Origin of the sequence: Ruegeria sp. HKCCA4633, from assembly GCF_013034605.1 — a bacterium.
Lineage (GTDB): Bacteria > Pseudomonadota > Alphaproteobacteria > Rhodobacterales > Rhodobacteraceae > Ruegeria.
The window spans coordinates 153,694-180,147 of the sequence record NZ_WQGJ01000006.1; the positions used below are offsets into that span (position 1 = coordinate 153,694).

The 26,454-nt window shown below is 57.5% G+C and carries 31 protein-coding genes and 1 tRNA gene; 12 read left to right on the plus strand and 20 right to left on the minus strand.

What is annotated here, in order from left to right:
* Positions 1–13: 13 nt before the first annotated feature.
* The 7 genes from GOV85_RS15535 to GOV85_RS15565 all read right to left on the minus strand — a co-directional run bounded on the left by GOV85_RS15535 (position 14) and on the right by GOV85_RS15565 (position 5,825).
* A complete protein-coding gene (locus GOV85_RS15535; protein ID WP_171179760.1) occupies positions 14–700 on the minus strand; it encodes a M48 family metallopeptidase in 687 nt (228 codons plus the stop codon).
* Between the two features lie 97 nt (positions 701–797).
* The gene (locus tag GOV85_RS15540; protein WP_171179762.1) at positions 798–1,511 is read right to left on the minus strand and encodes an FkbM family methyltransferase; all 714 of its coding nucleotides are present in this window, start codon (positions 1,509–1,511) and stop codon (positions 798–800) included.
* A gap of 176 nt (positions 1,512–1,687) precedes the next feature.
* Positions 1,688–2,872 (minus strand): VWA domain-containing protein, encoded by a 1,185-nt coding sequence (locus tag GOV85_RS15545; RefSeq protein ID WP_171179764.1) that lies wholly within the window; start codon positions 2,870–2,872, stop codon positions 1,688–1,690.
* Positions 2,873–2,876: 4 nt separating this feature from the next.
* A complete protein-coding gene (locus tag GOV85_RS15550; protein ID WP_171179766.1) occupies positions 2,877–3,047 on the minus strand; it encodes a hypothetical protein in 171 nt (56 codons plus the stop codon).
* A gap of 7 nt (positions 3,048–3,054) precedes the next feature.
* Entirely contained in the window at positions 3,055–4,431 is a 1,377-nt protein-coding gene (locus GOV85_RS15555) for a DUF2927 domain-containing protein (RefSeq protein ID WP_171179768.1), read from the minus strand.
* Positions 4,428–4,877 (minus strand): GNAT family N-acetyltransferase, encoded by a 450-nt coding sequence (locus tag GOV85_RS15560; protein ID WP_348540093.1) that lies wholly within the window; start codon positions 4,875–4,877, stop codon positions 4,428–4,430. The genes GOV85_RS15555 and GOV85_RS15560 overlap by 4 nt, the downstream gene beginning before the upstream one ends.
* A gap of 102 nt (positions 4,878–4,979) precedes the next feature.
* A complete protein-coding gene (locus GOV85_RS15565) occupies positions 4,980–5,825 on the minus strand; it encodes a MoxR family ATPase (protein ID WP_171179770.1) in 846 nt (281 codons plus the stop codon).
* Between the two features lie 382 nt (positions 5,826–6,207).
* On the opposite strand from GOV85_RS15565, the gene dksA reads away from it, so the two are divergent.
* Positions 6,208–6,630 (plus strand): RNA polymerase-binding protein DksA, encoded by a 423-nt coding sequence (gene dksA / locus GOV85_RS15570; protein WP_050602554.1) that lies wholly within the window; start codon positions 6,208–6,210, stop codon positions 6,628–6,630.
* 39 nt (positions 6,631–6,669) lie between these two features.
* Positions 6,670–7,854 carry an FAD-dependent monooxygenase gene (locus GOV85_RS15575; protein ID WP_371813609.1) on the plus strand — a complete coding sequence of 395 codons (1,185 nt, stop codon included), beginning with the start codon at positions 6,670–6,672 and terminating at the stop codon, positions 7,852–7,854.
* Between the two features lie 4 nt (positions 7,855–7,858).
* Here GOV85_RS15575 and xth read toward each other — a convergent pair whose 3' ends face one another.
* Complete coding sequence (xth, locus tag GOV85_RS15580; protein ID WP_171179773.1) at positions 7,859–8,638, minus strand: exodeoxyribonuclease III; 780 nt, start codon at positions 8,636–8,638, stop codon at positions 7,859–7,861.
* A gap of 280 nt (positions 8,639–8,918) precedes the next feature.
* Positions 8,919–9,242 carry an iron-sulfur cluster assembly accessory protein gene (locus tag GOV85_RS15585; RefSeq protein ID WP_171179775.1) on the minus strand — a complete coding sequence of 108 codons (324 nt, stop codon included), beginning with the start codon at positions 9,240–9,242 and terminating at the stop codon, positions 8,919–8,921.
* A 76-nt stretch (positions 9,243–9,318) separates the two neighbouring features.
* Here GOV85_RS15585 and GOV85_RS15590 point away from each other — a divergent pair, with 76 nt between their 5' ends.
* Positions 9,319–10,458 (plus strand): deoxyguanosinetriphosphate triphosphohydrolase, encoded by a 1,140-nt coding sequence (locus tag GOV85_RS15590; protein ID WP_171179777.1) that lies wholly within the window; start codon positions 9,319–9,321, stop codon positions 10,456–10,458.
* Here GOV85_RS15590 and GOV85_RS15595 read toward each other — a convergent pair whose 3' ends face one another.
* Positions 10,459–10,803, minus strand: coding sequence for a hypothetical protein (locus GOV85_RS15595; RefSeq protein WP_171179779.1), 345 nt, complete (start codon positions 10,801–10,803; stop codon positions 10,459–10,461). It abuts the gene before it with no gap.
* Positions 10,804–10,856: 53 nt separating this feature from the next.
* Here GOV85_RS15595 and argS point away from each other — a divergent pair, with 53 nt between their 5' ends.
* The 6 genes from argS (at position 10,857) to GOV85_RS15625 (ending at position 16,458) form a co-directional block, all read left to right on the plus strand.
* Positions 10,857–12,602: an arginine--tRNA ligase gene (gene argS / locus GOV85_RS15600; protein ID WP_171179780.1), complete on the plus strand. Its 1,746-nt coding sequence runs from the start codon at positions 10,857–10,859 to the stop codon at positions 12,600–12,602.
* Positions 12,603–12,690: 88 nt separating this feature from the next.
* The gene (locus tag GOV85_RS15605) at positions 12,691–13,746 is read left to right on the plus strand and encodes an SPOR domain-containing protein (RefSeq protein ID WP_171179782.1); all 1,056 of its coding nucleotides are present in this window, start codon (positions 12,691–12,693) and stop codon (positions 13,744–13,746) included.
* A complete protein-coding gene (nagZ, locus tag GOV85_RS15610; protein WP_171179784.1) occupies positions 13,743–14,750 on the plus strand; it encodes a beta-N-acetylhexosaminidase in 1,008 nt (335 codons plus the stop codon). The genes GOV85_RS15605 and nagZ overlap by 4 nt, the downstream gene beginning before the upstream one ends.
* A complete protein-coding gene (locus GOV85_RS15615) occupies positions 14,740–15,534 on the plus strand; it encodes a ScpA family protein (RefSeq protein ID WP_171179786.1) in 795 nt (264 codons plus the stop codon). The genes nagZ and GOV85_RS15615 overlap by 11 nt, the downstream gene beginning before the upstream one ends.
* Complete coding sequence (scpB, locus tag GOV85_RS15620; RefSeq protein ID WP_171179788.1) at positions 15,527–16,177, plus strand: SMC-Scp complex subunit ScpB; 651 nt, start codon at positions 15,527–15,529, stop codon at positions 16,175–16,177. Before GOV85_RS15615 ends, scpB begins: the two co-directional genes overlap by 8 nt.
* Positions 16,178–16,242: 65 nt before the next feature.
* The gene (locus GOV85_RS15625) at positions 16,243–16,458 is read left to right on the plus strand and encodes a hypothetical protein (protein ID WP_171090541.1); all 216 of its coding nucleotides are present in this window, start codon (positions 16,243–16,245) and stop codon (positions 16,456–16,458) included.
* Between the two features lie 3 nt (positions 16,459–16,461).
* Here GOV85_RS15625 and GOV85_RS15630 read toward each other — a convergent pair whose 3' ends face one another.
* The 8 genes from GOV85_RS15630 to GOV85_RS15665 form a co-directional block, all read right to left on the minus strand.
* Positions 16,462–17,541 carry a 2'-deoxycytidine 5'-triphosphate deaminase gene (locus GOV85_RS15630; protein ID WP_171180061.1) on the minus strand — a complete coding sequence of 360 codons (1,080 nt, stop codon included), beginning with the start codon at positions 17,539–17,541 and terminating at the stop codon, positions 16,462–16,464.
* A 61-nt stretch (positions 17,542–17,602) separates the two neighbouring features.
* Positions 17,603–17,679 (minus strand) — tRNA-Pro (locus GOV85_RS15635).
* Between the two features lie 61 nt (positions 17,680–17,740).
* Positions 17,741–18,346 carry a MerR family transcriptional regulator gene (locus tag GOV85_RS15640; RefSeq protein WP_171179791.1) on the minus strand — a complete coding sequence of 202 codons (606 nt, stop codon included), beginning with the start codon at positions 18,344–18,346 and terminating at the stop codon, positions 17,741–17,743.
* 18 nt (positions 18,347–18,364) lie between these two features.
* Entirely contained in the window at positions 18,365–18,667 is a 303-nt protein-coding gene (ihfA, locus tag GOV85_RS15645; RefSeq protein WP_152458234.1) for an integration host factor subunit alpha, read from the minus strand.
* A gap of 96 nt (positions 18,668–18,763) precedes the next feature.
* Complete coding sequence (locus tag GOV85_RS15650) at positions 18,764–19,735, minus strand: beta-ketoacyl-ACP synthase III (protein WP_171090537.1); 972 nt, start codon at positions 19,733–19,735, stop codon at positions 18,764–18,766.
* Positions 19,736–19,756: 21 nt separating this feature from the next.
* The gene (gene plsX, locus GOV85_RS15655) at positions 19,757–20,845 is read right to left on the minus strand and encodes a phosphate acyltransferase PlsX (protein WP_171090535.1); all 1,089 of its coding nucleotides are present in this window, start codon (positions 20,843–20,845) and stop codon (positions 19,757–19,759) included.
* Positions 20,846–20,869: 24 nt separating this feature from the next.
* The gene (rpmF, locus tag GOV85_RS15660) at positions 20,870–21,076 is read right to left on the minus strand and encodes a 50S ribosomal protein L32 (RefSeq protein ID WP_008756996.1); all 207 of its coding nucleotides are present in this window, start codon (positions 21,074–21,076) and stop codon (positions 20,870–20,872) included.
* 205 nt (positions 21,077–21,281) lie between these two features.
* Positions 21,282–21,818 (minus strand): DUF177 domain-containing protein, encoded by a 537-nt coding sequence (locus tag GOV85_RS15665; RefSeq protein WP_171179793.1) that lies wholly within the window; start codon positions 21,816–21,818, stop codon positions 21,282–21,284.
* A gap of 85 nt (positions 21,819–21,903) precedes the next feature.
* On the opposite strand from GOV85_RS15665, the gene GOV85_RS15670 reads away from it, so the two are divergent.
* The 3 genes from GOV85_RS15670 to GOV85_RS15680 all read left to right on the plus strand — a co-directional run bounded on the left by GOV85_RS15670 (position 21,904) and on the right by GOV85_RS15680 (position 25,094).
* Entirely contained in the window at positions 21,904–22,377 is a 474-nt protein-coding gene (locus GOV85_RS15670; protein WP_171179795.1) for an outer membrane protein assembly factor BamE, read from the plus strand.
* A gap of 100 nt (positions 22,378–22,477) precedes the next feature.
* Complete coding sequence (locus GOV85_RS15675) at positions 22,478–23,218, plus strand: GNAT family N-acyltransferase (protein ID WP_171179797.1); 741 nt, start codon at positions 22,478–22,480, stop codon at positions 23,216–23,218.
* Positions 23,219–23,285: 67 nt separating this feature from the next.
* Positions 23,286–25,094, plus strand: coding sequence for an ABC-F family ATP-binding cassette domain-containing protein (locus tag GOV85_RS15680; protein WP_245223194.1), 1,809 nt, complete (start codon positions 23,286–23,288; stop codon positions 25,092–25,094).
* Here the strand turns inward: GOV85_RS15680 and GOV85_RS15685 are convergent.
* Positions 25,091–25,639, minus strand: coding sequence for a sugar O-acetyltransferase (locus tag GOV85_RS15685; RefSeq protein ID WP_171179799.1), 549 nt, complete (start codon positions 25,637–25,639; stop codon positions 25,091–25,093). The genes GOV85_RS15680 and GOV85_RS15685 overlap by 4 nt on opposite strands.
* Before the next feature lie 9 nt (positions 25,640–25,648).
* On the minus strand, positions 25,649–26,404 hold the full coding sequence (locus tag GOV85_RS15690) for a 3-hydroxyacyl-CoA dehydrogenase (protein WP_171179801.1): 756 nt from the start codon (positions 26,402–26,404) through the stop codon (positions 25,649–25,651).
* Positions 26,405–26,454 lie beyond the last annotated feature (50 nt).

Genomic DNA, 26,454 nt, shown 5'->3' on the forward strand with positions numbered 1-26,454 from the left:
TCGCTGCGCGCCCTCAGCCACGCGCCCAACGCTGTTCAAGTTTTTCAAGGGCTGCAATCCGCTCATCCGTCTTGGGATGGCTCATCAACCACGCAGGAACGACCCCGGCGCGCTGCTGCGTCAGGTCCTCCAGCTTGTGAAACAGCGATTTTTGCGGTCCAATTCCGATACCGGCCTTGGTCAGCAAAGCAGCAGCATACTCATCTGCCTCATATTCATCCCCACGTGACAGACGTGAGGCCAAAAGGGCGGTCAAAGCATTGGCAATCATCGCGCCGATGAACGGGATGAACCGGTTCAGTACCAATATCAACGCCGTCCGCATTGCGTTCTGACCGGAAAAATCAATCATCCGCCGCCGCGCATGTCCCAAGGCGACATGCCCCAGCTCATGTGCGATAACGCTGGCCATTTCCTCGGCCGAGACCTCGCCATTGCGGAACTTCCGATAAAACCCACGCGTAATGAAAATCCGACCGTCTGGGGCTGCAAGACCGTTCACCGGGTCGATCTCGTAGATAAAAACGGGCACCCGATCGATACCCAAAGCGGCCGCCAGACGGTCCGTCATACGTTTCAATGCAGGGTCAGCCAGTTCCGTCGATTTCGCATCCAGTTCCCGATGGGTACGCCAGACGGAAATCCGGTACATCACAAGACCATAGGCAATGGCCAGCAGGATCGGGGTGAAACGCAACATGGCTTAGATATGGGGCCGCAACGGCGTCAGGGCAATACAAACTTTACTGCAGTCAATAGAAGGATCAGGACAGGGCTGAGCTGCGCCTCGTGCCGTTTCATTCAGAAATGTGGTTGATATTCATAAACGTCAGAACATCACCGGCGCGAGGGGCCCGGATATCCAAAACAAACCCTTGATCCATCACCGCTTGAAACACCCGGGCCAGACCTTTTTGGCCATAAATCCCCGGATGGACCTCGATGACAAGGCGGGACACAGAACGCAGGTCGCACTGTTGGAACAGGTCTGCCTCACCACCTTCAATGTCACATATGATCAGTGTTGGGGCAAACTTTGCGACAATGTCATTGAAGTCCAAAATCGGCACATCGACTTTTTCGGTATAGGCTCTTTCCTCGCCACTCAGGGATGAGGCCCAGAAATTCTTGCGGATATAGAAATCGACAGTGTTGCCATCATTTGTTTGCCCAAGGATGCCATGAAGACATTCGGCTTTGTCGGACACATCGTTTTCTTCAAAGGTTGCTTGTATCACGTCGATCAGGGCCGGGTTTGCTTCGACCGAAACAACTTTGTCGACACCCTCGATCTGGGCGATCTTTGTGGACAAAAAACCGACCCCGGCTCCGATATCCAGAACCCGCTCGCCTTGTTCGATGCACCGTTCGGCATGGCGCAACTCGGCTGTTTCGTAACGTCCCAGCCTCATGGATCTCGGAATTCTGCGGGTGAACAAACCGGGCTTTTTGTGAATTCTAACGCCGCGATAACAGACCGAGCCACCGTCTTCAGCGAATTCTGTTGCCATGTGCGAACCTCAAGTCTTGCGTGGATGAGCGTGTGCCCCGAAACCCGGGCGGGAATGCCACTTTTCCAGATGCACCTTAGACTGTGTCTCAAGGTGATAAAACCTTAAATTCCAGCAGCCTATTGCAGTGCAATAATCAGTGGCACGCGTTTTTTCTTTCATTTTCGGGGAACGACCTACCGCGTCAGTTCCCGCATGCCCTGTTCCAGTCCGGCAAGTGTCATGGGCACCATGCGATCTTCGAAGATCTCTTGGATCATGCCGATTGAATGGGTGTATTCCCAATACTTCTCGGGCACCGGATTGATCCAGAGGTTGGATGTCCATTGGTCCCGCGCGCGTTGTAGCCAGACTTGCCCGGCTTCCTGGTTCCAATGTTCATTGGCACCGCCGGGATAGGCGATTTCGTACGGGCTCATCGAGGCGTCGCCAACAAAGATACACTTATAGTCGCCACCATAAGTGCGCAGAACTTCGTGGGTGGGGGTCTGTTGATCCCAGCGACGGCGGTTGTCGCGCCAAACACCTTCATAAAGGCAGTTGTGGAAGTAGTAGTATTCCAGATGCTTGAATTCAGTACGGGCGGCGGAAAACAGTTCCTCGACTACCTTAATATGCGGGTCCATTGATCCGCCCACGTCCAGAAACAACAGCACCTTGACCGCGTTGTGACGCTCGGGGCGGGTCTTGACGTCGAGATAGCCATGTTCAGCCGTGGCGCGGATGGTGCCGTCCAGATCCAGCTCTTCAGCCGCCCCTTCACGGGCCCAGCGGCGCAAACGCTTCAAGGCGACCTTGATGTTGCGGGTGCCCAGTTCAACTGTGTCGTCTAAATTCTTGAATTCCCGCTTGTCCCAGACTTTGACGGCGCGCTGATGGCGGCTTTCCTTTTGACCGATGCGGACGCCTTCGGGGTTATATCCATACGCACCAAACGGAGATGTTCCGGCTGTGCCAATCCACTTGTTGCCCCCCTGATGGCGGCCTTGTTGTTCCTTCAGACGCTCGCGCAGGGTTTCCATCAGCTTGTCGAACCCGCCAAGCGCTTCGATTTCGGCCTTTTCTTCGTCCGACAGGTGCTTTTCAGCCATCTTGGCCAGCCAATCGGCGGGGATATCGACAGCTTCCAGAACCTGATCGAAACTGATTTCGTTCAGTCCTTCGAAACTGGCTGCAAAAGCACGGTCGAATTTGTCGATGTTGCGCTCATCCTTCACCATCGACACGCGGGCGAGATAGTAGAACGCTTCAACATCATAGGTGGCCAAGCCCTTCTTCATACCCTCCAGAAAGGTCAGATACTCCCGAAGTGAGACCGGGATGCCTGCTTTGCGGAGGTTTTCGAAAAAGGGCAAAAACATCGCGTCACGCCACCATGCGCACCAGAATCAACGAGATTACCAGCCCAAGAAGCGCAAATGCGATCCCGTAGCCAGCAGCATACTGCGCCATGTCAGCCCCGTTTCCATTGCGTTTTTTTGCGGTCAAAGCGCCCAGGATCGCCCCTAGGATCGCCATTCCCAAAACTACCACCATTTGTGATTCACCCGTCTGTCCTGCTGCCCGAGCTCCGCTGGCCTGCGCTTTCAACCAAAGACTGGGCCACCAGTTGCGAACCAAACCCGTATCGCGCCCAACCAATGCTGTCCAGCCTGACCGAACGGGCCTGCTGAAGCTGTCCGGCCTGTCTCAAGGCTTCAGACTTCAACAGCAGCAATGTGGCCAGAATCGAGGCATTCTCGGCCCTGGTCATCACGTTGATGGCATTGTTAAGCTCGGGCAAAACACGTGGTCCCTGATCCTGAGCCAGCGCAAATGCGGCAGTTTGAGTGGTCACATAGGCTTGATGAACCTCGGTGCCAGGCGTCGCCTTCAGAAATTGCTGGGCAATCTGAAACTGTCTAAGCGCTTCGTTTGGGTTGCGGAACTGTTCCATCCGGCCAAGCAGATAGTGGGGATAAGCGCGACGGTGATCCGTCCATCCCAATTGCTGACCAATGCGGGCCGCCTTCCTGGCGGCGCGCATTTGCCGCGGTGATCCCGGCCCGGGACCCAGCGATTTTTGAATGGCGTCTACCCATTCACGGGGTGTCTCGGTAGCGGGTTGAACAGCCAGCCGGTCGCCACGCGGGTTCAGGCGGCTCAGCACGTCGGGGATCACGGATTTCACCTGTTCCTGGCTCATGCCTGTACGCAGCTCTGGCGCATAGGTGGCGCGCAGTATCAGCATGTCAAACCCGGTTAGAACGGTGTGAATATTGTCATCGTTGAACACCGAATCCGGCAAATGATAGAGGTCATTCAGAGGACCCAGCGCCTGCGCCAACTCCTCATGAAGGCAATCACGTATTTCCTGAGGGCTGACATCATACGGAATGAATATCCCTAGCCTTTCGCGTCGGCGCAGCTCGGTCCAACTGCTTTTGGCCTTGCGGCGGTCACGGCGGTATTCGTCCAGGCTTGAGGCATTCGGTACCACGAAACACGCGGCGTTGGGCAGAATCCGCAGGATGTCTTCCTGACTGACCGCCTCGATCGTGATATTGGCCTGACCGTCTTGGATCTGCCGAATATTGATCCCGGCTTCACGTTTCAAACGGTTCAGCAGGCGCGTCAGATCCTGCTGCATACTGGCGGTCGGCGCCCCGGTCAGCCGTACTGTGACCGGTGTTTCAAACCGGGTAAACACCGGCAGGGCAGCGCCGCTTTCCAGCGCGAAGTGCAGCGACACAAAATCCTCGGCGATGTTCTTGTTGGATCGGGCGGGTGGCCAGGGACGGGGAGCGCCGAAGGATTTGGTGGGTGGCAGTGCCGCCTCAACCGAGCGGATCTCGTCGGATACCGGAACGGTTTGAATAGGTTCAACCGATGTGCAACCCGCCGCAAACAACGCTACAACAAGAGCGGACCAACGCATCATGAGCGGGAATACTTGATGAACGGTGTGACCGTTCCGATGCGGTCATAAAGTTGCCGCGCGGTTTGGTTGAACTCCTGCGTCAGCCAATAAACCGACGGCGCACCTTCCCGGTCGGCTTCGTCGTAAACCGCCTGGATCAGTACTCGGCCCACGCCTGTGCCACGGGCTTCGGGTCGGGCAAAAAGGTCTTGCAGGTAGCAGACCTTTTCGATCTTCCAGGCATGACGGTGAAACAGGTAATGCGTCAGCCCGACCAGAGTGCCATCCTGCTCGGCGACAAAACAGGAAAAATCCTGCGGATCACCGCCCAACAGTCTTGAAAACGTCGTCTCGTAGATTTCTGCGGGCAGGGCGGTTTCATAAAACGCCAGATAGTCCCGCCACATGTCAGCCCACTGATCCTTGTCTTCGGCGCGAAGGGGGCGGATTTTCAGTGTGTTCGCCAAGCGATCTGTCCAATTCTGTGAGGTTGATCCGGTCACTCCTGCGATGCTGACACCCGGGGTGAAGCAACGCAAGCCAAGATCACCAATTTGTTCAGGTTTAAGCTACCGTTTGCCGCGCGCCATGAAGGCCAGCCGTTCGAACAAATGCACATCCTGTTCATTTTTAAGCAATGCGCCATGCAGCTTCGGCAGGGCATTGGCCCCATCGCGCTTGAGGTCGTCGGCGGTCAGGTCTTCGGCCAGCAGCAGTTTCAGCCAGTCCAGAACCTCGGAGGTCGAAGGCTTTTTCTTCAAACCCTGTGTCTCGCGGATTTCATAAAACTGGGTCAATGCGGTGGTCAAAAGCGCGTCCTTGATACCGGGGTGGTGCACTTCGACAATGCGGCGCATTGTGGTCTCATCAGGGAAGCGGATGTAGTGAAAGAAACACCGGCGCAGAAATGCGTCGGGCAGTTCCTTTTCGTTGTTCGACGTGATGATGACGATGGGCCGGTTCTTGGCCCGGATCGTGTCGCCGGTCTCGTAGACATGGAACTCCATCTTATCGAGTTCCTGTAAAAGGTCGTTGGGAAATTCGATGTCCGCCTTGTCGATCTCATCGATCAGAAGAACAACTTTTTCATCGGCCTCAAACGCCTGCCACAGCTTACCCTTGCGGATATAGTTTGACACGTCATGCACGCGCTCTTCGCCAAGCTGGCTGTCGCGCAGGCGGCTGACCGCGTCGTATTCGTAAAGGCCCTGTTGCGCGCGTGTCGTTGATTTCACGTTCCACTCGATCATCCGCAGACCCAGTGCACCGGCGACCTGTTTGGCCAGTTCGGTCTTGCCGGTTCCGGGTTCCCCTTTGACCAACAGAGGGCGCTCGAGTGTGACGGCGGCGTTCACGGCAATGGTCAGATCGTCTGTGGCGACATATTCGGCTGTACCTTGAAAACGTGCTGTCATGGGCCTCTCGTGTGGTTGTGCGGTATGGTCGGGCAAACTGTGTTTTCCGGGTTACAGAGCGGCAAGGTTTTTGACAACCCGCGTCCCTGCGTCGGTCAACAGGAATTTTACTGCGTCTCCAAGCGCTTTTGATTGATTCGTCCGTCGCCGACACCGGCGCATCACGCGACGTGCCTCAAAAAAGCCTGGTGAATTTCATATAAAAACAAGGTTTTCCTGATGTTTGTCTCATATTTAGACAAATCCGCGCGGGCGACTGTGGATGCAACGTTTGTGTAGTGACATTCCACGGCCCGTCGGCTAAACGCTGCGCAGAAGGGAGAGCCAAATGTCAGGTGAAACAACCGCGACCGACGTTTCTGGCCATACCGAGGGAGCAAATATGAAGCAGGAAGTTTTTCTGCCGGAGGACTACCGTCCGGCCGAAGATGAACCTTTCATGAATGATCGTCAGCTTGAGTATTTTCGTCGCAAGCTGCTGGATTGGAAGACAGAACTATTGGCAGGCAGCCGCGACACGATCGAAGGTTTGCAGGACAATACCCGTAACATTCCGGACGTCGCAGACCGCGCAAGCGAGGAAACCGACCGTGCACTTGAACTGCGCACGCGGGATCGTCAGCGTAAGCTGGTCGCCAAGATCGACTCGGCCCTGCGCCGTATCGAAGAGGGCGAATACGGGTATTGTGAAAAGACCGGCGATCCGATTTCGCTGAAACGTCTGGACGCGCGTCCGATTGCCACAATGACGCTTGAGGCACAGGAACGCCACGAGCGCCGCGAAAAGGTCCACCGCGACGATTGATCGCCGGATTCTGGGTAAAAAACTCAAGCGCCGGGGCCTGTGGCTCCGGCGTTTTTGCGTTATGGCGGGGACATGAATATCCACGGTTTGAATTTCTGCGTTATTGGTGGGGGCATCGGCGGCCTGGCTGCCGCGCTTGCATTGCAAGTCAGGGGCGCACAGGTCACTGTGCTCGAACAGGCTAGCGAACTGACCGAAGTTGGCGCTGGCCTGCAAATCAGCGCCAATGGCATGACTGTGCTGAGGGCTCTTGGCGTTGCACAAGGCAAGCCCGCGTTCGCCCAGAAATCGTTTGGTACGGTGCTGCGTGATTACCGCAAGGGGCGGGTGATCAGCCGCGTACCCAGTCCCGCCGCCGGACCAACTTATTACTACCACCGCGCTGACCTGCTTGATTTGCTGCATAAAGCCGCCGTGCGTGCAGGGGTGGAGTTACGTCTGGAATCGCGCGTCACCGAAGTGCTCAAACACCCCGGAGAGGCCGAGATTGTTCTGGAAAGCGGCGAAAGACTTCGGGCTGAATGTGCCATTGCGGCAGATGGGGGGCGCAGTGTGATCCGGCCGATCCTCAACGGCCTCGAAACACCCGCGTTCACCCATCAAGTTGCATGGCGGGCCACGATTCCGTGGAGACATTCTGACCAGACGCCGCGTGCCGCGCTGACCATGGGGCCCAGACGTCACGTGGTGACTTATCCTCTGCGCGATCAGAATCAGATGAACATCGTTGCGGTCGAAGAACGATCAGACTGGCACGAGGAGGGATGGCGTCAGGAAGGAAATCCAGACGACTTGCGCGCGCGGTTTGCGGATTTCGGTGGGGAAGTTGGCACGATTCTGGCGCAGGTCGAACAGGTCAATATTTGGGCTTTGTTCCTGCGACCGGTTGCCGAGAAATGGCAAAACGGTCGCATCGTCTTGCTGGGGGATGCGGCACATCCGACGTTGCCCTTCATGGCGCAAGGGGCCTGTTTGGCGTTGGAGGATGCTTGGTGCCTTGCCCGCGCATTCGAATTGGAGTCCGGGATCGTTAAGGCTTTGGCTGCTTATGAAAGTGCCCGAAAACCGCGAGCTCGCAAAGTCGTAGCAGCCGCAGGGTCAAATGCTCGTAACTTTCACCTGAGCGGCCCGATGCGTCTGGCTGCTCAGGCCGCCTTGATGGCGCTAGGTCCAAAGCTGGCGCAGCGATACGAGTGGATATACAGCTACGATCCGACGGTTTGAGAGTTTACAGATCTAGATCAACCCAAACCGGCACGTGGTCTGAAGGTTTTTCATGTCCCCGGATTTCAAAGTCGATACGGCAATCGCGCATCAGATCGGCAGCCTGAGGGGTCAACAGGAAATGGTCGATCCGAATGCCGTCATTCCGGTTCCAGGCACCGGCCTGGTAGTCCCAGAATGAATAATGTCCGGGGCCTTGGGTCGTGGCCCGGAACGCCTCGGTGAATCCAAGATTCATGACTTTGCGAAATGCTGCGCGGCTTTCGGGCCGGAACAGCGCGTCCTCTCGCCATGCCTCAGGACGTTTGGCATCTTCGGCCTGCGGGATGATATTGTAGTCGCCCGCCATGAGTGCCGGCTCTTCACTGTCCATCAGATCACGCGCGCGCTGGTACAGTCTTTCCATCCAAGCCAGCTTATAGTCGTATTTCGGGCCAGGTACCGGGTTGCCATTTGGTAGGTACAGACCGCAGATTCGCAGAGCTTTTTTGCCGATGACTGTCGCCTCGATCCAGCGTGCTTGTTCATCATGGTCATCCCCCGGCAGACCGCGCGAGACATCTTCCAACGGCAGCTTCGACAGGATGGCCACGCCGTTGAAGCTCTTTTGCCCATGGGTTTCCACGTTGTATCCACGCTCTTCAAACATCTCGCGTGGAAAATTTTCATCGATGGATTTGATTTCCTGCAAAAGAACGACGTCGGGTTGCGCGTCATCCAGCCACCGGGGAAGGGCCTCGGCCCGCGCTTTGATGCCGTTGATGTTGAATGTGGCGATTTTCATGCGCGATCCTCCGAAGCAATTGGCAACCTATCGCTCAGAATGAACCCAGCGGCAAGGTGGAGGGCAGGTTTGCGAGGCTCTGCCTCGCGCTCCGAGGTATTTTCAGCCAGATGAAGAAACGGATTCTTAACCAACTCGATCAATGCTGCTGAAGCGGTACAGGCGGAGGCGCCGATGACCGCGCCAGGTGAAGCTCTCTGATCGTTTGGTCAGAGAGCGGATCCCTGCTTCATCTGGCTAGAAATACCTTGGGGGTGTGGGGGCAAAGCCCCCACCGGTTTCACATCGAAAAAGACGTGCCGCATCCGCAGGAGGATGTCGCGTTTGGATTGTCGATCACAAAACGCGCGCCGATCAGCTCTTGTGTGAAATCAATGACTGCGTTCTCAAGGAAAGGCAGCGAGATCGCATCAACGATAACTTTCTGGCCTTTGCCTTCAAGGATCAGGTCATCCTCTCTTGGGGTGTCCAACGCGATTTCGTATTGAAAGCCCGAGCAACCGCCGCCTTCCACTGCAACACGCAGGGCTTGTCCCTGGTCTGCGGCGCCAATCTCGGCCAGACGCTCAAAGGCGCGTTCAGTGACAGTTGGGGGCAGATTCATGCCGCTCTCCAAAGGTTTATTTCCTTAGCGTCCTACAATATATGGAACCCAAGGACAGGCGACAAGGACTAGACCTTTGGTCAGAGCGAGTTTTGCCTCGGATCCGGTGCGCGCAAGAGGGCGGCTGGTGCCTGAGGACGAGAGCAGTTTCCGGTCATGCTTTCAGCGCGACCGGGACAGGATCATTCATGCCAGTGCCTTTCGGCGGCTCAAACATAAGACGCAAGTCTTTGTTGAGCATGAGGGCGACAGCTATCGTACCCGTCTGACCCATTCCATCGAAGTGGCTCAGGTGGCGCGAACCATCGCCGGGGCGTTGGATCTGAACCCCGAACTGACCGAGGCTGTGGCTCTGGCCCATGACCTCGGCCACACGCCATTTGGTCATACTGGTGAAGACGCCTTGCATGCCTTGATGGAGCCTTATGGTGGTTTTGACCACAATGCACAGGCTATTCGGATTGTGACCAGGTTAGAGCGTCATTACGCTGAGTTCGACGGCTGCAACCTGACATGGGAATGTCTGGAAGGGATCGCCAAACATAACGGCCCGGTTGTGGGTGATTTGCCCTGGGCGTTGGCCGAATGCAATCGGGGCTTTGACCTTGAACTCCACACCCATGCCAGTGCAGAGGCACAGGTAGCGGCGCTATCTGACGATATTGCGTACAACAATCATGATCTTCTGGACGGGTTGCGCGCAGGGCTTTTTGAAGATGATGACCTGCGCAATCTTCCCATTGTAGGGGCTTGTTATGCGGATGTAGACGCAAAGTACCCGAAGCTGGACCTGTATCGCAGGCGTCACGAAGCGCTACGGCGGGTGTTTGGCGTTATGGTTTCTGATGTAATCAACTCCTCCCGTGAGTTGATTGAAAATTCGGGGGCGCAGTCTGTCGAGGATATCCGCCATCTTGGCTATCCCGTCATACAGTTTTCAAGTGGGGTGTGGGCGCAGCTTCGTGAAATCCGGGCGTTTCTGTTCACTCGGATGTATCGTGCGCCCAGTGTCATGAAGGTCCGGGCCGAAGTCGCAACGATTGTAGAAGACCTGTTCCCCATTTATCTGAATGACCCGAAACAGATGCCTGCGCGCTGGCACAATGACATTGAAGCTGCCAAGGATGAGACCGCTTTGGCACGTATTGTTTCGGACTACATTGCGGGTATGACTGATCGGTTTGCTCTGCAGGATCACGCCCGGCTGACAGGCTGATCACTTCACAGCGATGTAAGCGATGCCCCAGACTTGCTGACCCGCTTGTTTCGTCGATTGATCAGCGTCGTCTGTTGGCGGGAATACGATCATCGTGGGGCCATACCCTCCGATCCCTAAAGGTGAAACAACAGCGTGCGTGGTGATGGTTGGTTTATCGGTGGCAATACTGTCCCAAGCGATTTCGGCCTGATACTCTTCTAACGCCATGGGAAGTGCTGTTTTACCTTCCGCACCGGCCATGATCATGACCTCGAAAAGAAGGGGCCCTGAAAACGCATAGTCCCGCTGGTTGCCCGGTGGGCCGTCGGGGATCGTGATCTCAAACTGTTCCAAGGCGTCCATTGACCTTGCCGTGCTGCGTGGTAAACCGCCGGGCAAGCAAAAGGACATCCGAAATGAACCTGTTTTCCGAGATCCGCGGCCTTGTATTGGACGCGCTGGCACAGATGCAGTCCGAAGGCGCGCTGCCGGAAGGGCTGAGCTTTGACAACGTGGCTGTCGAACCCCCGCGTGATGCAGCGCATGGCGACATGGCGACCAATGCGGCGATGGTGCTGGCGAAACCGGCCAAGATGAAGCCGCGCGATATTGCCGATGTGCTGGCTGGCAAACTGGCTGCGGATAACCGGATCACCAGCGCCGAGGTTGCCGGACCGGGCTTCCTGAACCTGCGCCTTGCGTCCGCAGTCTGGCAAGGCGTGCTAACGGCGGTGCTGGAGAAGGGCACGGACTATGGCCGTTCGACCTTGGGGCAGGGACAAAAGGTCAATGTCGAGTATGTCTCGGCCAACCCGACCGGTCCGCTGCATGTGGGGCATACGCGGGGGGCCGTGTTCGGAGATGCTTTGGCAAGCTTGCTGGCCTATTCCGGCCATGATGTGACCCGCGAATACTACATAAACGACGGCGGTGCGCAGGTGGATGTACTGGCGCGCTCGGCGTATGAGCGCTATCGCGAAGCTAATGGCCTGAGCCCCGAGATCGCTGAAGGCCTGTATCCCGGCGATTACCTGATCCCGATCGGTGAGGCGCTGAAAGAGAAATACGGCGACAGCCTGATCGACAAGCCTGAAAGCGAATGGCTGGAAGATCTGCGCAACTTCGCCACGGATGCGATGATGGACCTGATCCGCGCTGACCTGAAGGCGCTGGGCGTTGAGATGGACGTGTTCTTCTCGGAAAAGTCGCTCTATGGCACAGGTCGGATCGAAGCGGCGCTGCAATCGCTGACCGACAAGGGCCTGATCTATGAGGGCGTGCTTGAGCCGCCGAAGGGCAAGAAGCCCGAGGATTGGGAGCCGCGTGAACAGACCCTGTTCAAATCGACCGAGCACGGCGATGATGTGGACCGCCCGGTCAAGAAATCGGATGGCAGCTGGACCTATTTCGCGCCCGACATCGCCTATCACTATGACAAGGTCAGCCGTGGCTTTGACGCGCTGATCGATGTGTTCGGGGCCGATCATGGCGGCTATGTCAAACGGATGAAGGCAGCGGTGTCGGCTCTGTCTGGTGGAAAGGTGCCGCTGGATATCAAGCTGACGCAGTTGGTGAAGCTGTGGAAGAATGGCGAGCCGTTCAAGATGTCCAAGCGCGCCGGGAACTTTGTCACTTTGCGCGATGTGGTCGATCAGGTTGGGCCGGATGTGACCCGTTTCGTGATGCTGACCCGCAAGAACGATGCGCCCTTGGATTTCGATTTCGATTTGGTGTTGGAACAAAGCCGTGAGAACCCCGTGTTCTATGTGCAATACGCCCATGCCCGTGTGATGAGCGTTCTGCGCCGTGCTGCTGAGGCCGGGATTGCCGCAGATGACGTGACCCTCTCCGGTGCTGATCTGAGCAAGAACGACCATGCCTCGGAACTGACCGTTGCCAAAAAGCTGGCCGAATGGCCGCGTCTGGTGGAAATCGCCGCGCGCACCAATGAACCGCACCGCGTTGCTTTCTATCTCTATGAACTTGCAGGGGATTTCCACGCGCTGTGGAACAAGGGCAATGACGAAACCCAGTTGCGCTTTATCCAGGATGGCGATGTTGCCACAAGCCAGTCGAAAATCGCATTGGCCCGTGCCGTTTCTGTTGTGATTTCAGCGGGCTTGGGTATTCTTGGCGTTACTCCGGCGCAGGAGATGCGGTAACAAATATCGCCCGAACCGCCGGTACGAGGTAGGCAAGAAATGACCCGCGCGCCTTATTTTCAGGTGCGAAACGGGCAGTGAGGCGGACATGGCGAGTTACGATTACTCGGGGCAGCAAAGCCCCGAGCAGATGCATTACCCGAATCAAGCGTATTCTGAGGATGCGTATGATTACCCCGACGATATGCAAGATTATGACGCACCGCGCGGCACGTATGGGCTGGGCCGGGTCGTAAACGTTCTTGGGGCCGTCGCCTCATTGGCGTTGGTCGCTGGTGTAGGAGTATGGGGCTATCAACTGGTCATGCGGGATGTGAGCGGCGTGCCCGTGGTACGTGCCGCCGAAGGTCCAATGCGCGTCCAACCGGAAAACCCGGGCGGGACGCCCGCAGATCACCAGGGTCTGGCCGTCAATGCAGTTGCCGCCAGAGGCACCGCCGCGGCCCCGGCTGATCGCCTGATCCTTGCACCGCGCCCCGTGTCGCTGACCGATGAAGATTTGCCTGGCAGCGATCTGAAGCCAACTCCGGCGCTGCATGTGGTGGAAGAGCCGATCACGACCCAGGAAGCCGCGCGTCTGCGCCAAAGTGCGGTGGACGCGTTGGTGGCTGAACTTGCGGGTGAGGCGGCCAAGACCCAGCAGGAATTCGAAGACGGGACGCAAGTAGCGTCACTGGCCACGCCCGAGGAAGAGCCGGCAATTGATCCTGTTGATTTTGCAGCGGCTTTGCCGGATCCGGCTCTTGCTGAATTGCCAGGGGTTCGCAGGTCTTTGCGTCCGGTTAAACGCCCTGCGCGCAGTCAAATCTCGCCCAGCGAGGCGTCTGAGGGCGCCATCAACGCCGCCGTCAAGGCTGCGGTTGGGTTGGATGTTGACCCCGACACGTTGGCCAAGGGCACCCGACTGGCGCAGCTTGGCGCCTATGACAGCTCGCAGGTGGCGCAGGCCGAATGGGATCACCTAAGTGGTCGATTCGGGGAATATATGGCTGACAAACAACGGGTTATCCAGAAAACCTCAAGCGGCGGTCGAACCTTTTACCGCCTGCGTGTTTTGGGATTTGAAGACCTGAGCGACTCGCGCCAGTTCTGTGCCGCGCTGGTCGCACAAGGGGCAGACTGTATCCCGGTCGCCGTCCGGTGAAGTTTGGCGCCACGATCACCGATGCCGAAGGGCTGCGTCTGACGCAGGAAGAAAGGGACCTGTTTCGCCAAATGAACCCCTTCGGGTTCATACTGTTTGCCCGCAACATCGAAAGCGCCGATCAAGTCCGCGCCTTGTGCGATGATTTCCGCGAGGCGGTCGGGCGCAATTGCCCCATCACTATTGATCAGGAAGGCGGGCGCGTGCAGCGCTTGCGCGCGCCCTTGGCCCGCGAATGGCTGCCACCCTTGGATCATGTGACCCGTGCAGGCGATCAGGCCGAGCGAGCCATGTATCTGCGCTATCGCCTAATCGCGGATGAATTGTTCAGTCTTGGGATCGACAGCAACTGCGCCCCCATGGTCGATGTGGCACGGTCTGATACGCACGCTTTTCTCAAGAATCGCTGTTACGCTTCTGATCCTGAACAGATTTCCAAAATTGGCAGGGCCGTAGCAAAGGGGCATTTGCACGGGGGCGTTTTGCCTGTAATCAAACACATGCCAGGACATGGCCGTTCCACGCTGGACAGCCACTACGACTTACCTCATGTCGATCTGTCATTGGACGAATTGGACAGCAGTGATTTCGCGCCGTTTCGTGCACTGAACGATTTGCCGATGGGGATGACCGCACATCTGGTCTACGATCAAATCGATCCCCAACCAGCCACGATTTCAGCCGCCATGATGCGTGTGATCCGCGACAAGATCGGCTTTGAAGGGCTGATCATGACCGACGATATCGGGATGAAAGCGCTGAGCGGTACACCGTCGGACGTGTCACGTCAGGCCATTCAGGCAGGCTGTGACGTTGTTCTGCACTGCAATGGCAGTTTTGCAGATCGTGCCGCAGTGATGGAAAGTGCCGGAGAGATGACCGATCAGGCACAAGCCCGCGCAGAACGGGCGCTGGCGATGCGCAAACCTCCTCAGGAACTTGACATCCCCGCCGCCGAGGCGGAACTATCTGCCCTAATGGGCGGGCAGGTATATGAACGATAACCTCTTTAGCGAAGACCCTGTCTCGGTCGCGGATCGTCTTGCGGCCGAAGCGCTGATTGTTGATGTCGACGGGTTCGAAGGACCACTGGACGTTCTGCTGACCTTGTCGCGTACGCAGAAAGTGGACTTGCGGAAAATCTCGGTTCTGGCGCTGGCGCAGCAGTACCTGGCTTTTGTAGAAAAGGCCCGTGCGCTGCGGATCGAACTGGCCGCCGACTATCTGGTGATGGCCGCGTGGCTGGCCTTTCTCAAATCCCGGTTGCTGTTACCTCCGGACCCCGATGACGAAGGTCCATCGGGCGAGGAACTGGCTGCGCATCTGGCGTTTCAGCTGGAACGCCTTCAGGCCATGCGCGATGCGGCTGCGCGGTTGATGGCACGCGATCAGTTGGGCCGCGATTTCTTCAAGCGCGGGCAGGGCGAAGATATCACCCGTATCCGCACTGTAACCTATTCCGCCACGCTGCTGGATTTGATGCAGGGTTACGCCCGTATCCGCACCCGCGACGAATTCCGCCCCTTTGTGATGGATCGCGACTCGGTCTTCACGATGGAACAAGCGCTGGAACGGATGCGACCGTTGATTGGCTTTGCCGGAGCGTGGACCGACATGGAGACGTACCTGCCGGAGGGCTGGGACGCCGACCCGGTGCGCCGCAGGTCCGCAACGGCGGCAACTTTTGCGGCCTCGTTAGAGCTGGTGAAAGAAGGACATATGGAGATGAAACAGAGCGAGACATTCGCTCCGATCCATCTGCGAAAGAGGACCGAGACACGTGACTGACGCCCCTGAAGAGACCGGTACTCTGTTCGAAGCTCCTCCGCTGGCGGAACAGGAACGCATGGTCGAGGCTGTTCTGTTTGCCAGTTCTGAGCCGGTGACAATTGCGGATCTGGAGGCCCGGATGCCCCACGGAAGCGATGCGGCGCAAGCGGTTGAATTGCTTCAGAAACGCTATGAAGGGCGTGGCGTGCGCGTGGTGCGTGTGGGCGATGCCTGGGCCATTCGGACTGCCCCGGATCTGGGTTTTCTGATGCAGAAGGAAACGGTCGAGACCCGCAAGCTGAGCCGCGCAGCGATCGAAACTCTGGCCATCGTCGCCTATCATCAGCCCTGTACACGGGCCGAGATTGAGGAAATCCGTGGGGTTTCGGTTTCGCGCGGAACCATTGATCAGCTTTTGGAGATGGAGTGGATCAAGCTGGGCCGCCGTCGTATGACACCGGGTCGTCCTGTGACCTTTGTTGTAACGCCAGAATTCCTGGATCACTTTGGTCTGGAAAACGCGCGTGACCTGCCTGGCCTGAAAGAACTTCGGGCGGCTGGGCTTCTCGAAAACCGGCCTCCGCCGGGTGCCATTCCCCTGGGTGAAGGGCGTGAGGACGAGGCCGACGAAGATCAGACCGAGCTGTTCGAGGAAGAGTGATTGCGCAGCCCTTTTGTTGCCGCATAAAGCGCCTATCTTTAACCCTGAGGACAGGGAGTTGAGCAATGAATGCAAATCGGATCATTGATATGATTGTGCGTCAGGTCATGCGCCGACTGGTCAACAAAGGCGTGAACAAGGGCATTGATATGGCCAGTCGCATGGGCAAGGGCGACGCCACATCCAAGGGGCCAAAGCACGCCAATTCATCTGATCATGCCCAAAAGCTTCGGCAGGCCGAGAAGATGAGCCGGCAGATGCGCAGGTTCATGAAATTCTAGAACTTACCCAACAGCCTTGAAGTGCTTGGACAGTTTCAAGCCCTGACCCTGATAGTTTGATGCAATGCCCGCGCCGTACAATTGCGTCGGCATTTCGGCCATTTTCTCATAGACCAGACGCCCGACAACTTGTCCGTGCTCCAGCACAAAAGGTGCTTCGTGGCAGCGAACCTCTAAAACACCGCGCGATCCGGCCCCGCCGGCGGCGGTATGGCCAAAGCCGGGGTCAAAGAACCCGGCATAGTGCACCCGGAATTCGCCAACCATCGCCAGATAAGGTGCCATTTCAGCGGCGTACATTGGCGGGATATGTACTGCTTCACGGCTGACAAGAATATAGAACGCACCAGGATCAAGGATAATACAACCATCCTTGGTGCGCACTTCTTCCCAATAGTCCTGCGGGTCGTATTCGCCGATACGATCCAGATCGATGACCCCGGTGTGAGGCTTGGCGCGGTAGCCAACCAGATCGGTCTCGGGAAGCTGCAGATCCACTGAGAAACCTAGTCCGTCCTGAATAACAGCAGGGCCGTCGACCAGTGGCGATTCAGCATGTAAGGCTTTCAATTCAGCGTCCGAGAGCACGGCTTGACCCTGACGGAAGCGAATCTGATTCAGACGCATGCCCGGACGCACCAGCACCGAGAACGAGCGCGGGCAGATTTCAGCATAGAGTGGGCCTGCGTATCCAGCAGGCACCCGGTCAAACTCGGTGCCGCCATCGGTGATAGTCCGGGTCAGAAGGTCCAGCCGTCCGGTCGAGCTTTTGGCATTTGCAACAGCGCTCATATGGTCTGGCAGGGCGATTGATTCCATTAACGGAACTAAATAGACGCAACCTTTTTCCAGAACGGCCCCGTCCGTGATATCGATGCGGTGCATCTCGAACTCGGTCAAACGATCTGCGACGGTTCGCCCTTCGCCTGCAAGAAACGAAGCGCGGACGCGGTAAGCGACTGTTCCCAGACGTAAATCAAGGCTTGCTGGTTGAATCTGAGCAGGCAGAACGTCCGGGCTGGCCGTGATCTCGCCGCGCGCGATCATCGCCTCAATCTGTTGGTTTGGGCAAACACCTGTCATCTCGATCCCCTCTGGTGCCAGAGCGGGATCTGGCCTGTGTGCCATAAACGTCGGTGTGATTTGGTCGGGCTAGCAGGACTCGAACCTGCGACCTTCCGTCCCCCAGACGGACGCGCTACCAGGCTGCGCCATAGCCCGACGTTGGGGTGTTCATAAAGATTTTCCCGGCAGGGGCAAGAGGAAAACACTGCCTTTTTTCCTAACCCGTCGCCTGTGTCTCGACACGATCCAGCCAGTGGCGCAGGTCTTTTGCAATCGGGGCGATTCGGCGCAACAGGTCGTCGTCAAACTCTGCCCGGTTCCACGCCAACGAGGCGATTCCCCCCAAGATCGGAGAGGCGTCAAGCTGGGGCTCTGCAACCGGCTGCTGGTTGGCAGCTGGTGCCGCGTCGATCTGAGCATCTTCTTTTACCTTGGGCGCAGTTGTTTCGCCCAAATCCATATGAATCTGTTCGGTAACTGGTGCAGGTTTCGGTTCGAAAGGCACCACGGTGTCTTCAACGGGCGAGGATGGAGCCGGGGACGGGTCGTCCAAGGATTGCGACAGCGACGCAACATGCGCCACGCCTTGCTCGCGCAGAATGCGCTGAACGCCTTTGATCGTGATTCCGTCTTCGTGGAGAAGCTTTTTGATCCCGCCCAAAAGCCGCATGTCATTGGGGCGATAGTACCGGCGTCCACCCGCCCGTTTGACCGGTTTCACCTGCGTGAACCGGCTTTCCCAGAAACGCAGAACATGGGCCTGAACACCAAGCCAATCCGCAACTTCGCTGATCGTGCGAAACGCGTCGGGAGACTTGCTCATATCCGCGCGACCTCGGGGTTACTTGCGATTCCCGGCAGCGACGCGATCCTTCATCAGATGCGACGGGCGGAAAGTCAGCACGCGGCGCGGCTGAATTGGAACTTCTTCACCGGTTTTAGGATTGCGACCAACACGGGCGGTCTTGTCGCGTACACTGAACGTGCCGAAGGATGAAATCTTGACCTGCTCACCGCGCACCAGAGCGTCGGACATGTGGTTCAGAACACTTTCAACCAGCTGTGCGCTTTCGTTTCGTGAAAGCCCAACCTCGCGAAAGACGGCTTCGCTCAGATCCATTCGAGTCAGTGTTTTATCGCCCATGCCATTTCCCCTGTTGATATCAAAGCATATGGGTATGGCAAATTCGCTGTCAATATCAATGAATTGCGGGCGGCTGTGTAAGCTGGTTTGCGCCGGTTACCAGCGCAGAACAACCGCGCCCCATGCCAAGCCGCCGCCAATAGCTTCGGTCACGATCAGGTCGCCAGGCTTGATCTGCCCACGCTGTTTGCCCACCGAAAGTGCCAGCGGAATCGATGCGGCCGAGGTGTTGCCATGATCCTGAACCGTCACCACGACGTTCTCCATAGGCAAGCCCATTTTCTTGGCGGTGCCCTGAATGATGCGGATATTGGCCTGATGCGGCACGATCCAGTCTACGTCCGAGTTGCCCAGACCCGCGCGTTCGAGCGCAGTTTCAGCAGTTTTTGTAAGTTTTTCAACAGCATGGCGGAACACTTGGTTGCCTTGCATACGCAAATGCCCTGTGGATTGCGTTGATACTCCGCCATCGACATACAGCAGATCCTTGTAGCGACCGTCCGAGTTCAGATCGGTTGCCAGAATGCCGCGATCTTCCGAAGTGCCGTTGCCTTCCTGAGCTTCCAACACCAACGCCCCGGCTCCGTCGCCGAACAGGACGCAGGTGGAGCGATCCGTCCAGTCCATGATCCGAGAGAACGTCTCGGCGCCGATAACCAGCACGCGTTTGGCCTGACCCGAAACAATCAGCGCATTCGCGTTGGAAAGTGCAAAAACGAATCCCGCGCAAACGGCTTGTACGTCAAAGGCAAACCCCTTGGTCATGCCAAGCCGGGCCTGAACCATGGTTGCCGCAGACGGGAAGGTCAGATCAGCTGTCGATGTCGCTACGACGATGGCGTCAATGTCATCCGCACTCAAATCGGCATCTGCCAAAGCCGCCTCGGCAGCTTTTGTCGCCAGATCCGAGGTCGTTTCACCCTCGGCTGCGAAATGGCGGCGTTCAATGCCCGATCGCGTTCGGATCCACTCGTCGGTTGTGTCCAGCGTTTTCTCAAACTCGGAATTGGGAACAATGCGTTCCGGCAAATAATGCCCGACACCTACTACAACTGAACGGCCTGCCATGTTGGGGTACTGCCTTTTTGATTATTTTTCGGTCTGCGGCGCAGCTTGCGCGGCATCTTGTGCAAGCTGGGCTGTGGATGCAACCCGCGCGGCCAATTTTTCGGAAAAGCCCGATTGCGCCAGCGTAAAGGCCAGCTTGATTGCAGCCGACACGCCGGTCGCGTCTGCGCCGCCATGAGATTTCACCACGGTGCCGTTCAGCCCAAGAAAGACGCCGCCGTTTACACGCCTTGGGTCGATCCGTTTCTTTAGACGGTTTAACGACGTGATGGCCAGGATCGAAGCCAGCCGGGACAGCGGAGAATACTTGAAAGCCTGGCGCAGCAGGTCACCGATCAGGCTGGCTGTACCCTCACCGGTCTTAATCGCAACATTGCCGGTAAACCCATCCGTGACAATGACATCCGCCTTATCGCCCGGAATGTCGCTGCCTTCGACAAAGCCCACAAACTCGAAATTTGCCTGCTCTGCAAACTCGGTGATCATTGCGTGCGCTTCTTTCAGCTCGGCGCGGCCCTTGTGTTCTTCGGTGCCGACATTCAGCAACCCAATGCGGGGCCGTGCAAGCGCCATGCCATTGCGCGCATATGAAGCGCCCATCAGGGCATATTGCAGCAAATCCTTGGCGTCGGCGCGGACGTCGGCGCCTACGTCGAGCATCACGTTGAACCCCTGAGGGTTGCGCGAAGGCCACAGAATCGCAATGGCCGGGCGGTTCACGCCCGGCAGTTTGCGCAGGCGCATCATCGACAGCGCCATCAGCGCACCGGTGTTTCCACAAGACACCGCACCATGTGCCTCGCCCTGGCGCACAGCCTCCAGCGTGGACCACATCGAAGTTTGCTTGCCGTTGCGCACAACCTGACTTGGCTTGTCCTCCATCGTGACGACGTCCGGACAATCACGAAAAACGACGCGCCCCTCAAGGACACGCCGTTTTGCGACTAGCTTTCGCAGGACCTGCTCGGGACCGTGCAGCAAGAACCCAATATCCGGGTTCTTGTCAGCCGACTTTGCCAGACCGGCAACAACAACTGCGGGACCCTCGTCCCCACCCATGGCGTCGACCGAGATGGTGATCCGTCCGGCGTGCGTGGGCTGTTCAGTCATGCCTCGGCCTGCGCTCAATCAGGCTTAGGCTGCGTCTTCGTCCAGGTCGATTTCGTCGGCCTGTGCGACGACTTCACGATCATCATAGTGGCCGCAGGATGCGCAAACGTGATGCGGGCGCTTCAGCTCGCCACAGTTGGGGCATTCGTTCGGGTTTGCAGCAACCAGAGCGTCGTGTGCGCGGCGGTTGTTGCGACGCGACTTGGAAACTTTGTTCTGTTGGACGGCCATGGTCTCAACCTTTGTCTACTGAGGGTCAGCAGATTCGCCGCCGACCGGGTTTCATATTTCGTTTTATCGTGGTTTGACGCGCGTTTAGGCGACCAGCCCCGCAATGTCCAACCCAAAATCCGATGAGCGCGCGAAAATACTGCGATTCTCGTCATGTTCAAGCGATTTTTCTGGCCGCCTGCTATGACAGGAAATCAGCCCCCTGTCACTCGTCTTTTTTCAGCGCGTCGCGCAAACCCGCCAATCCGGCAAATGGCTTGACGTCTTCGTCGGTCATGGCCTGTTTGCCTGGCTCTGTATAGTCGACCTGGCCCAGTTCTGCCCCGTCCTTGCGTGGGTATTGCGGCAATGCCAGCGCCAGCGCCTCGACCATGACCAGTGCCGGATCAATCTCGGGACCCAGCGGTTCGGATTCGTCATCTTCAGGGATCTCGAACTCGGGTTCATCAGGATCGGTCCAATCGGCCAGAAAGGTGCGATGAACCGGGACATCAATACGGGTTGTGACAGGGTCGAGGGTCACGACGCAGGGCTGGATGACAGTGGCCCCAAGCTTGCCGTTGAGAACCCAGTCGCGCTTGCCCTGCGCTCGGATCTCTCCGACAAAGCTGAGCTTGCGCAAACCCAGCAATCCCAGATCTTGCCGAATCTCGTCTAACGAAGCGGCAGAAGGGCGCAGATCGAACGGAGTTGGAGCGTTCTGAGGCAGATCGGCCACCCGAAGTGATGTAAGGTTGCTCATTTGTGAGCCTTTCTATGTGTTGAACCGTGGCAGCGGTTTCTGTAATCGGATAGAAGCCGCAGAAGGCCAAGGCAAGAGGGTGCGCATGTTGAAGGTAATGAACCGGTTGAAACCAGCGACGAAATCGCTTGTGTTTGTTGCCTGTCTGGCCGCGATCGGGGCCTGTACGCCAATCTTCAAGAATCACGGTTACGTGCCGCCGGCCGAGGATCTGGCCGAAATCAAAGTTGGTGTCGATACGCGCGACACCGTGGAAGAAGCCATCGGCGCTCCGGGCGCTTCGGGTGTGGTGAGGGATTCAGGCTTTTACTATGTCCGCTCGCGGGTGCGCCACTACGGCCCGAAACGGCCCGAGGTTGTATCACGCGAGTTGGTCGCCATCAGCTTTGACCAGCGTGGCGTCGTCAGCAATATCGAGCGCTTTGGCCTTGAAGACGGCCTGGTTATTCCATTGGAGCGCCGTGTGACCGATTCCAACGTTCAGGACAAAGGCTTCCTGCGACAGCTGCTTGGCAATATCGGCAACTTCAACCCGGCCAATATTCCGGGCGCCAACTAATTTTGTCTTCTGCAGTGTGCGGGTCACAAGACAGTCACATGTCTTGTGTTAGCGAGGTCACGACGACAACAATGGGTCAGCAACCGTGGAGGATGCGACCGTGGCGACAGCGGTACTGTTGAGCAAAGGGCGCTATCGCGCCCGATTGGCGCAATCGGCAGTGGATATCAACGCCGCGCAGGCGTTGCGTACATTTGCGTTTGGCACGCAACAATTAGACAGCGACGCTTTGGATGTACGGTGCAGCCATGTCTTGGTCGAAGACATGCGCTATGAGCAGCAGTTGGTGTGCTGTTTTCGGATGCTGACCATGGATCATGGTCGCGAGATCGGGCGTAGCTATTCGGCACAATTTTATGATCTTTCAGCGCTGGCAGGTTTTTCCGGTCGTATGGTCGAGATGGGCAGGTTTTGCGTCCACCCCGATTGTAACGACGCAGATATCCTGCGAGCCGCTTGGGGGGCGATGACGGCATATGTGGACCAAAATGGTGTTGAGATGCTGTTTGGTTGTTCCTCTTTTGCAGGAACCGAGACCGAGCACTATCTGGATGCTTTTGCCATGCTAAAAGACCGCCATCTGGCTCCTAAACGCTGGTTGCCGCGGGTGAAGGCTCCGGATGTGTTTCGCTTTGCTGCGCGTCTGCGGCGCAGACCGGATGTGAAACGGGCCATGTTACGGATGCCGCCCTTGTTGCGAACTTACCTGTTGATGGGCGGCTGGGTCAGTGATCACGCGGTTGTAGATCGGCACATGAACACGCTGCATGTGTTCACCGGGCTGGAGATTGGGGCGATTCCCCCGGCGCGGAAACGGTTGCTGAGGGCGGTGGTCGAATGATTCCGTATTTTTGACGAGAAGAAGCAGGGGCGTTGACGCGCCTGCCTAGCCGGTTTAGCTGGCGGGCATGGCGAGAATTCCTTTGTTGCAGATGTCCGGCATTTCCCTGACCTTCGGGGGCGATCCGGTGTTTTCCGACCTTGATTTGGTAGTCCAGCCCGGCGACCGCGTTGCCTTGGTGGGACGAAACGGGTCTGGGAAGTCGACTCTAATGAAAGTGATGGCGGGTCTGGTCGAAGCCGATCAAGGTGAGATCGTTGTGCCGCCGGGAAAATCCGTGGGGTATATGGAGCAAGACCCAACCATGGAAGGGTTTGCGACGCTGGGGGATTATGCGTCCAGCGGTTTGGAACTGGGCGAATTGTACAAGGTTGAGCGCGCTGGCGAAGGGTTGAAATTTGACCCGTCTCGCCCTGTTGAGACGGCATCGGGTGGTGAACGGCGGCGGGCGGCCTTGGCCAAGTTGATGGCTGAAGCGCCGGATCTGATGTTGTTGGATGAACCGACCAACCATTTGGATATTGAAGCCATTGCTTGGCTTGAGCGCGAGCTTGGCGCAACACGCGCCGCCTTTGTGCTGATCTCGCACGACCGGGCCTTTTTACGGGCGTTGACGCGGGCAACGCTTTGGATCGATCGCGGCGCGGTGCGGCGGCGAGAGCAGGGCTTTGACGCTTTTGAGGCCTGGCGGGACAAGGTGTGGGAAGAAGAGGATCAGCAGCGTCACAAGCTTAACCGGTTGATCAAGTCTGAAGCCAAATGGGCGGTTGAGGGCATCAGCGCCCGACGCAAGCGCAACCAAGGCCGGGTTAGGGCACTGAAGGCTCTGCGCGCCGAAAAGGCTGCGCAGATCAAGCGTCAGGGTTCGGCTGCCATGACGCTGGAGGCCGGGCCGAAATCGGGTCGTAAAGTGATCGAGGCCAAAGGGCTGTTCAAAGGGTTTGACGACAAGCAGATCGTTCGGAGTTTTGATCTGCTGGTGCAGCGCGGTGATCGCGTGGCCTTTGTTGGGCCAAACGGGGTGGGTAAGACCACGCTGCTGAAGATGTTGTTGGGGCAGGTCCAGCCGGACGAAGGTACGGTGTCGCTGGGCACGAATCTTGAAATTGCGGTGTTTGATCAGACGCGTGCTCAACTGGATCCCGAGATGTCCCTTTGGGACAGCCTGACCGGCGACCCCGAAATGCGGGTGTCGGGTAAGGCCGATCAGGTGATGGTGGGCGGACAGCCAAAGCATGTTGTGGGGTATCTCAAGGAATTCCTGTTTGACGAACGGCAGGCAAGAGCGGCCGTTAAGTCCCTGTCTGGTGGTGAAAAAGCGCGGCTGTTGCTGGCGAAGCTGATGGCGAAATCCTCGAACCTTCTGGTGCTGGACGAACCGACCAACGATCTGGATGTCGAAACGCTGGATTTGTTGCAAGAGCTTCTCGACGATTACGACGGCACGGTTCTGTTGGTCAGCCACGACCGGGATTTTCTGGATCGGGTGGCCACGACGACCATTGCGATGGAGGGCAATGGTCGTGCCACGGTTTATGCCGGTGGGTGGTCGGATTACAGTGCGCAACGGGGTGATGTGGTCGGAAAAAAAGAAGAGAAAGCAAAGGCCTCAAAGCCAAAGGTCAAGCAAGAGGCTAAGCCGAAGTCGGGTTTGTCTTTCTCGGAAAAGCACCGGTTGGACAAATTGCCTGACGAGATTGCGCGTCTTGAGGCCGAGATCGCCAAGCTGGAAGAACTGATGTCTGACCCGGAGCTGTTCAGCCGTAAGCCTGTAAAGTTCCAGAAGGCCACCGAGGCGCTGGTTGAACGGCAGGAAAAGCTGTCGGCGGCCGAGGAAGAGTGGCTAATGCTCGAAGAAAAGTCTGAAAGCGCTTAGCGGTTCGGGCTTTTTGCTGGGTTTCCCACTACGGTCTCTCCGGCGGCAACGTCCTTGGTAACGACGCTGCCTGCGCCAATCGTGGCATTGTTGCCGATAGAGAGACCGGGCAACAGAATTGCGCCTCCGCCCACCCAAACATGCTTGTCAATTGTGACTGGTAAGCCGATTTCCAGTCCTTGGGCCCGCTCAGCCGGGTCTTTGGCATGTTGGGCGCAATAGATCTGGACATTGGGGCCAAACATCGTGTCGTCTCCGACCCGCACCAGGGCGGTGTCCAGAACGACGCAACCGGCTTTGAAATAAACCCGTTTGCCCAGATGGATGTTCATCCCATAGGCGCAATGAAACGGGGCTTCGAGGAAACAGTCTTCACCTACTTGACCTAGCAAGGCACGCAGCTCGGGTGCCATCGCTCCGCGTGCGTCAGGTGGGCTGGTGTTGTGCGCGTGAACCGCACCTCTTGCCCGTGCACGAAGTTCGTCCAGTTCTGGGTCCAGACAGCAATACCACTGTCCGGACTGCATTTTTTCACGTTCCGACATGCGACAGATTTAGCGCATCCGCAGCGCTCCGTCGATGCGGATGACCTCACCGTTCAGGTAACCCATCTCGACAATGAATGCGGCCAGCCGTCCGTATTCTTTCGGGTCCCCTAAACGGGCCGGGTTCGGGACGTCGGCGGCGAGTTGCTGCTGTACTTCTTCGGGCAGCCCCGCCAGCATCGAGGTCATGAAGATGCCCGGCGCGATGGTCATGACCCGAATGCCGGTCGAGGCCAGATCGCGGGCCATCGGCAGGGTCATGCCGACGACGCCGCCTTTGGATGCTGCATAGGCCGCCTGACCCTTTTGGCCGTCATATGCCGCGATAGAGGCCGTGTTGATGATCACGCCCCGCGCGCCGTCTGGTTCGGGGTCATTCTTTGACATCTCGGCAGCGGCCAGACGTGAGACGTTGAACGTACCAACCAGATTGATGTCGATTGTGCGCTGGAAGGCATCCAGAGGGTGGGGGCCTTCCTTGCCAACCGTTTTGATGCCATACGCGATGCCCGCGCAATTCACGACTGCGGTGATCTTGCCCATCTTGGCCATGCCATGACCTACAGCAGCGGCCACCGAATCCTCATCGGTCACATCCGTCTGCGCGAAATGCCCGCCGATCTCGGCGGCGACCTGCGTGCCACGTTCTACGTCGCGGTCCAAGATCGTGACCTGTGCACCCTCAGAGGCAAAATGGCGGGCCGTGGCTTCGCCGAGGCCGGACGCGCCGCCGGTGACAAGTGCTGCTGTGGTGGACAGGTGCATGGTGAACTCCTCCCATAGATATGAACACTTGTTCAATAACTGGTTCGCGG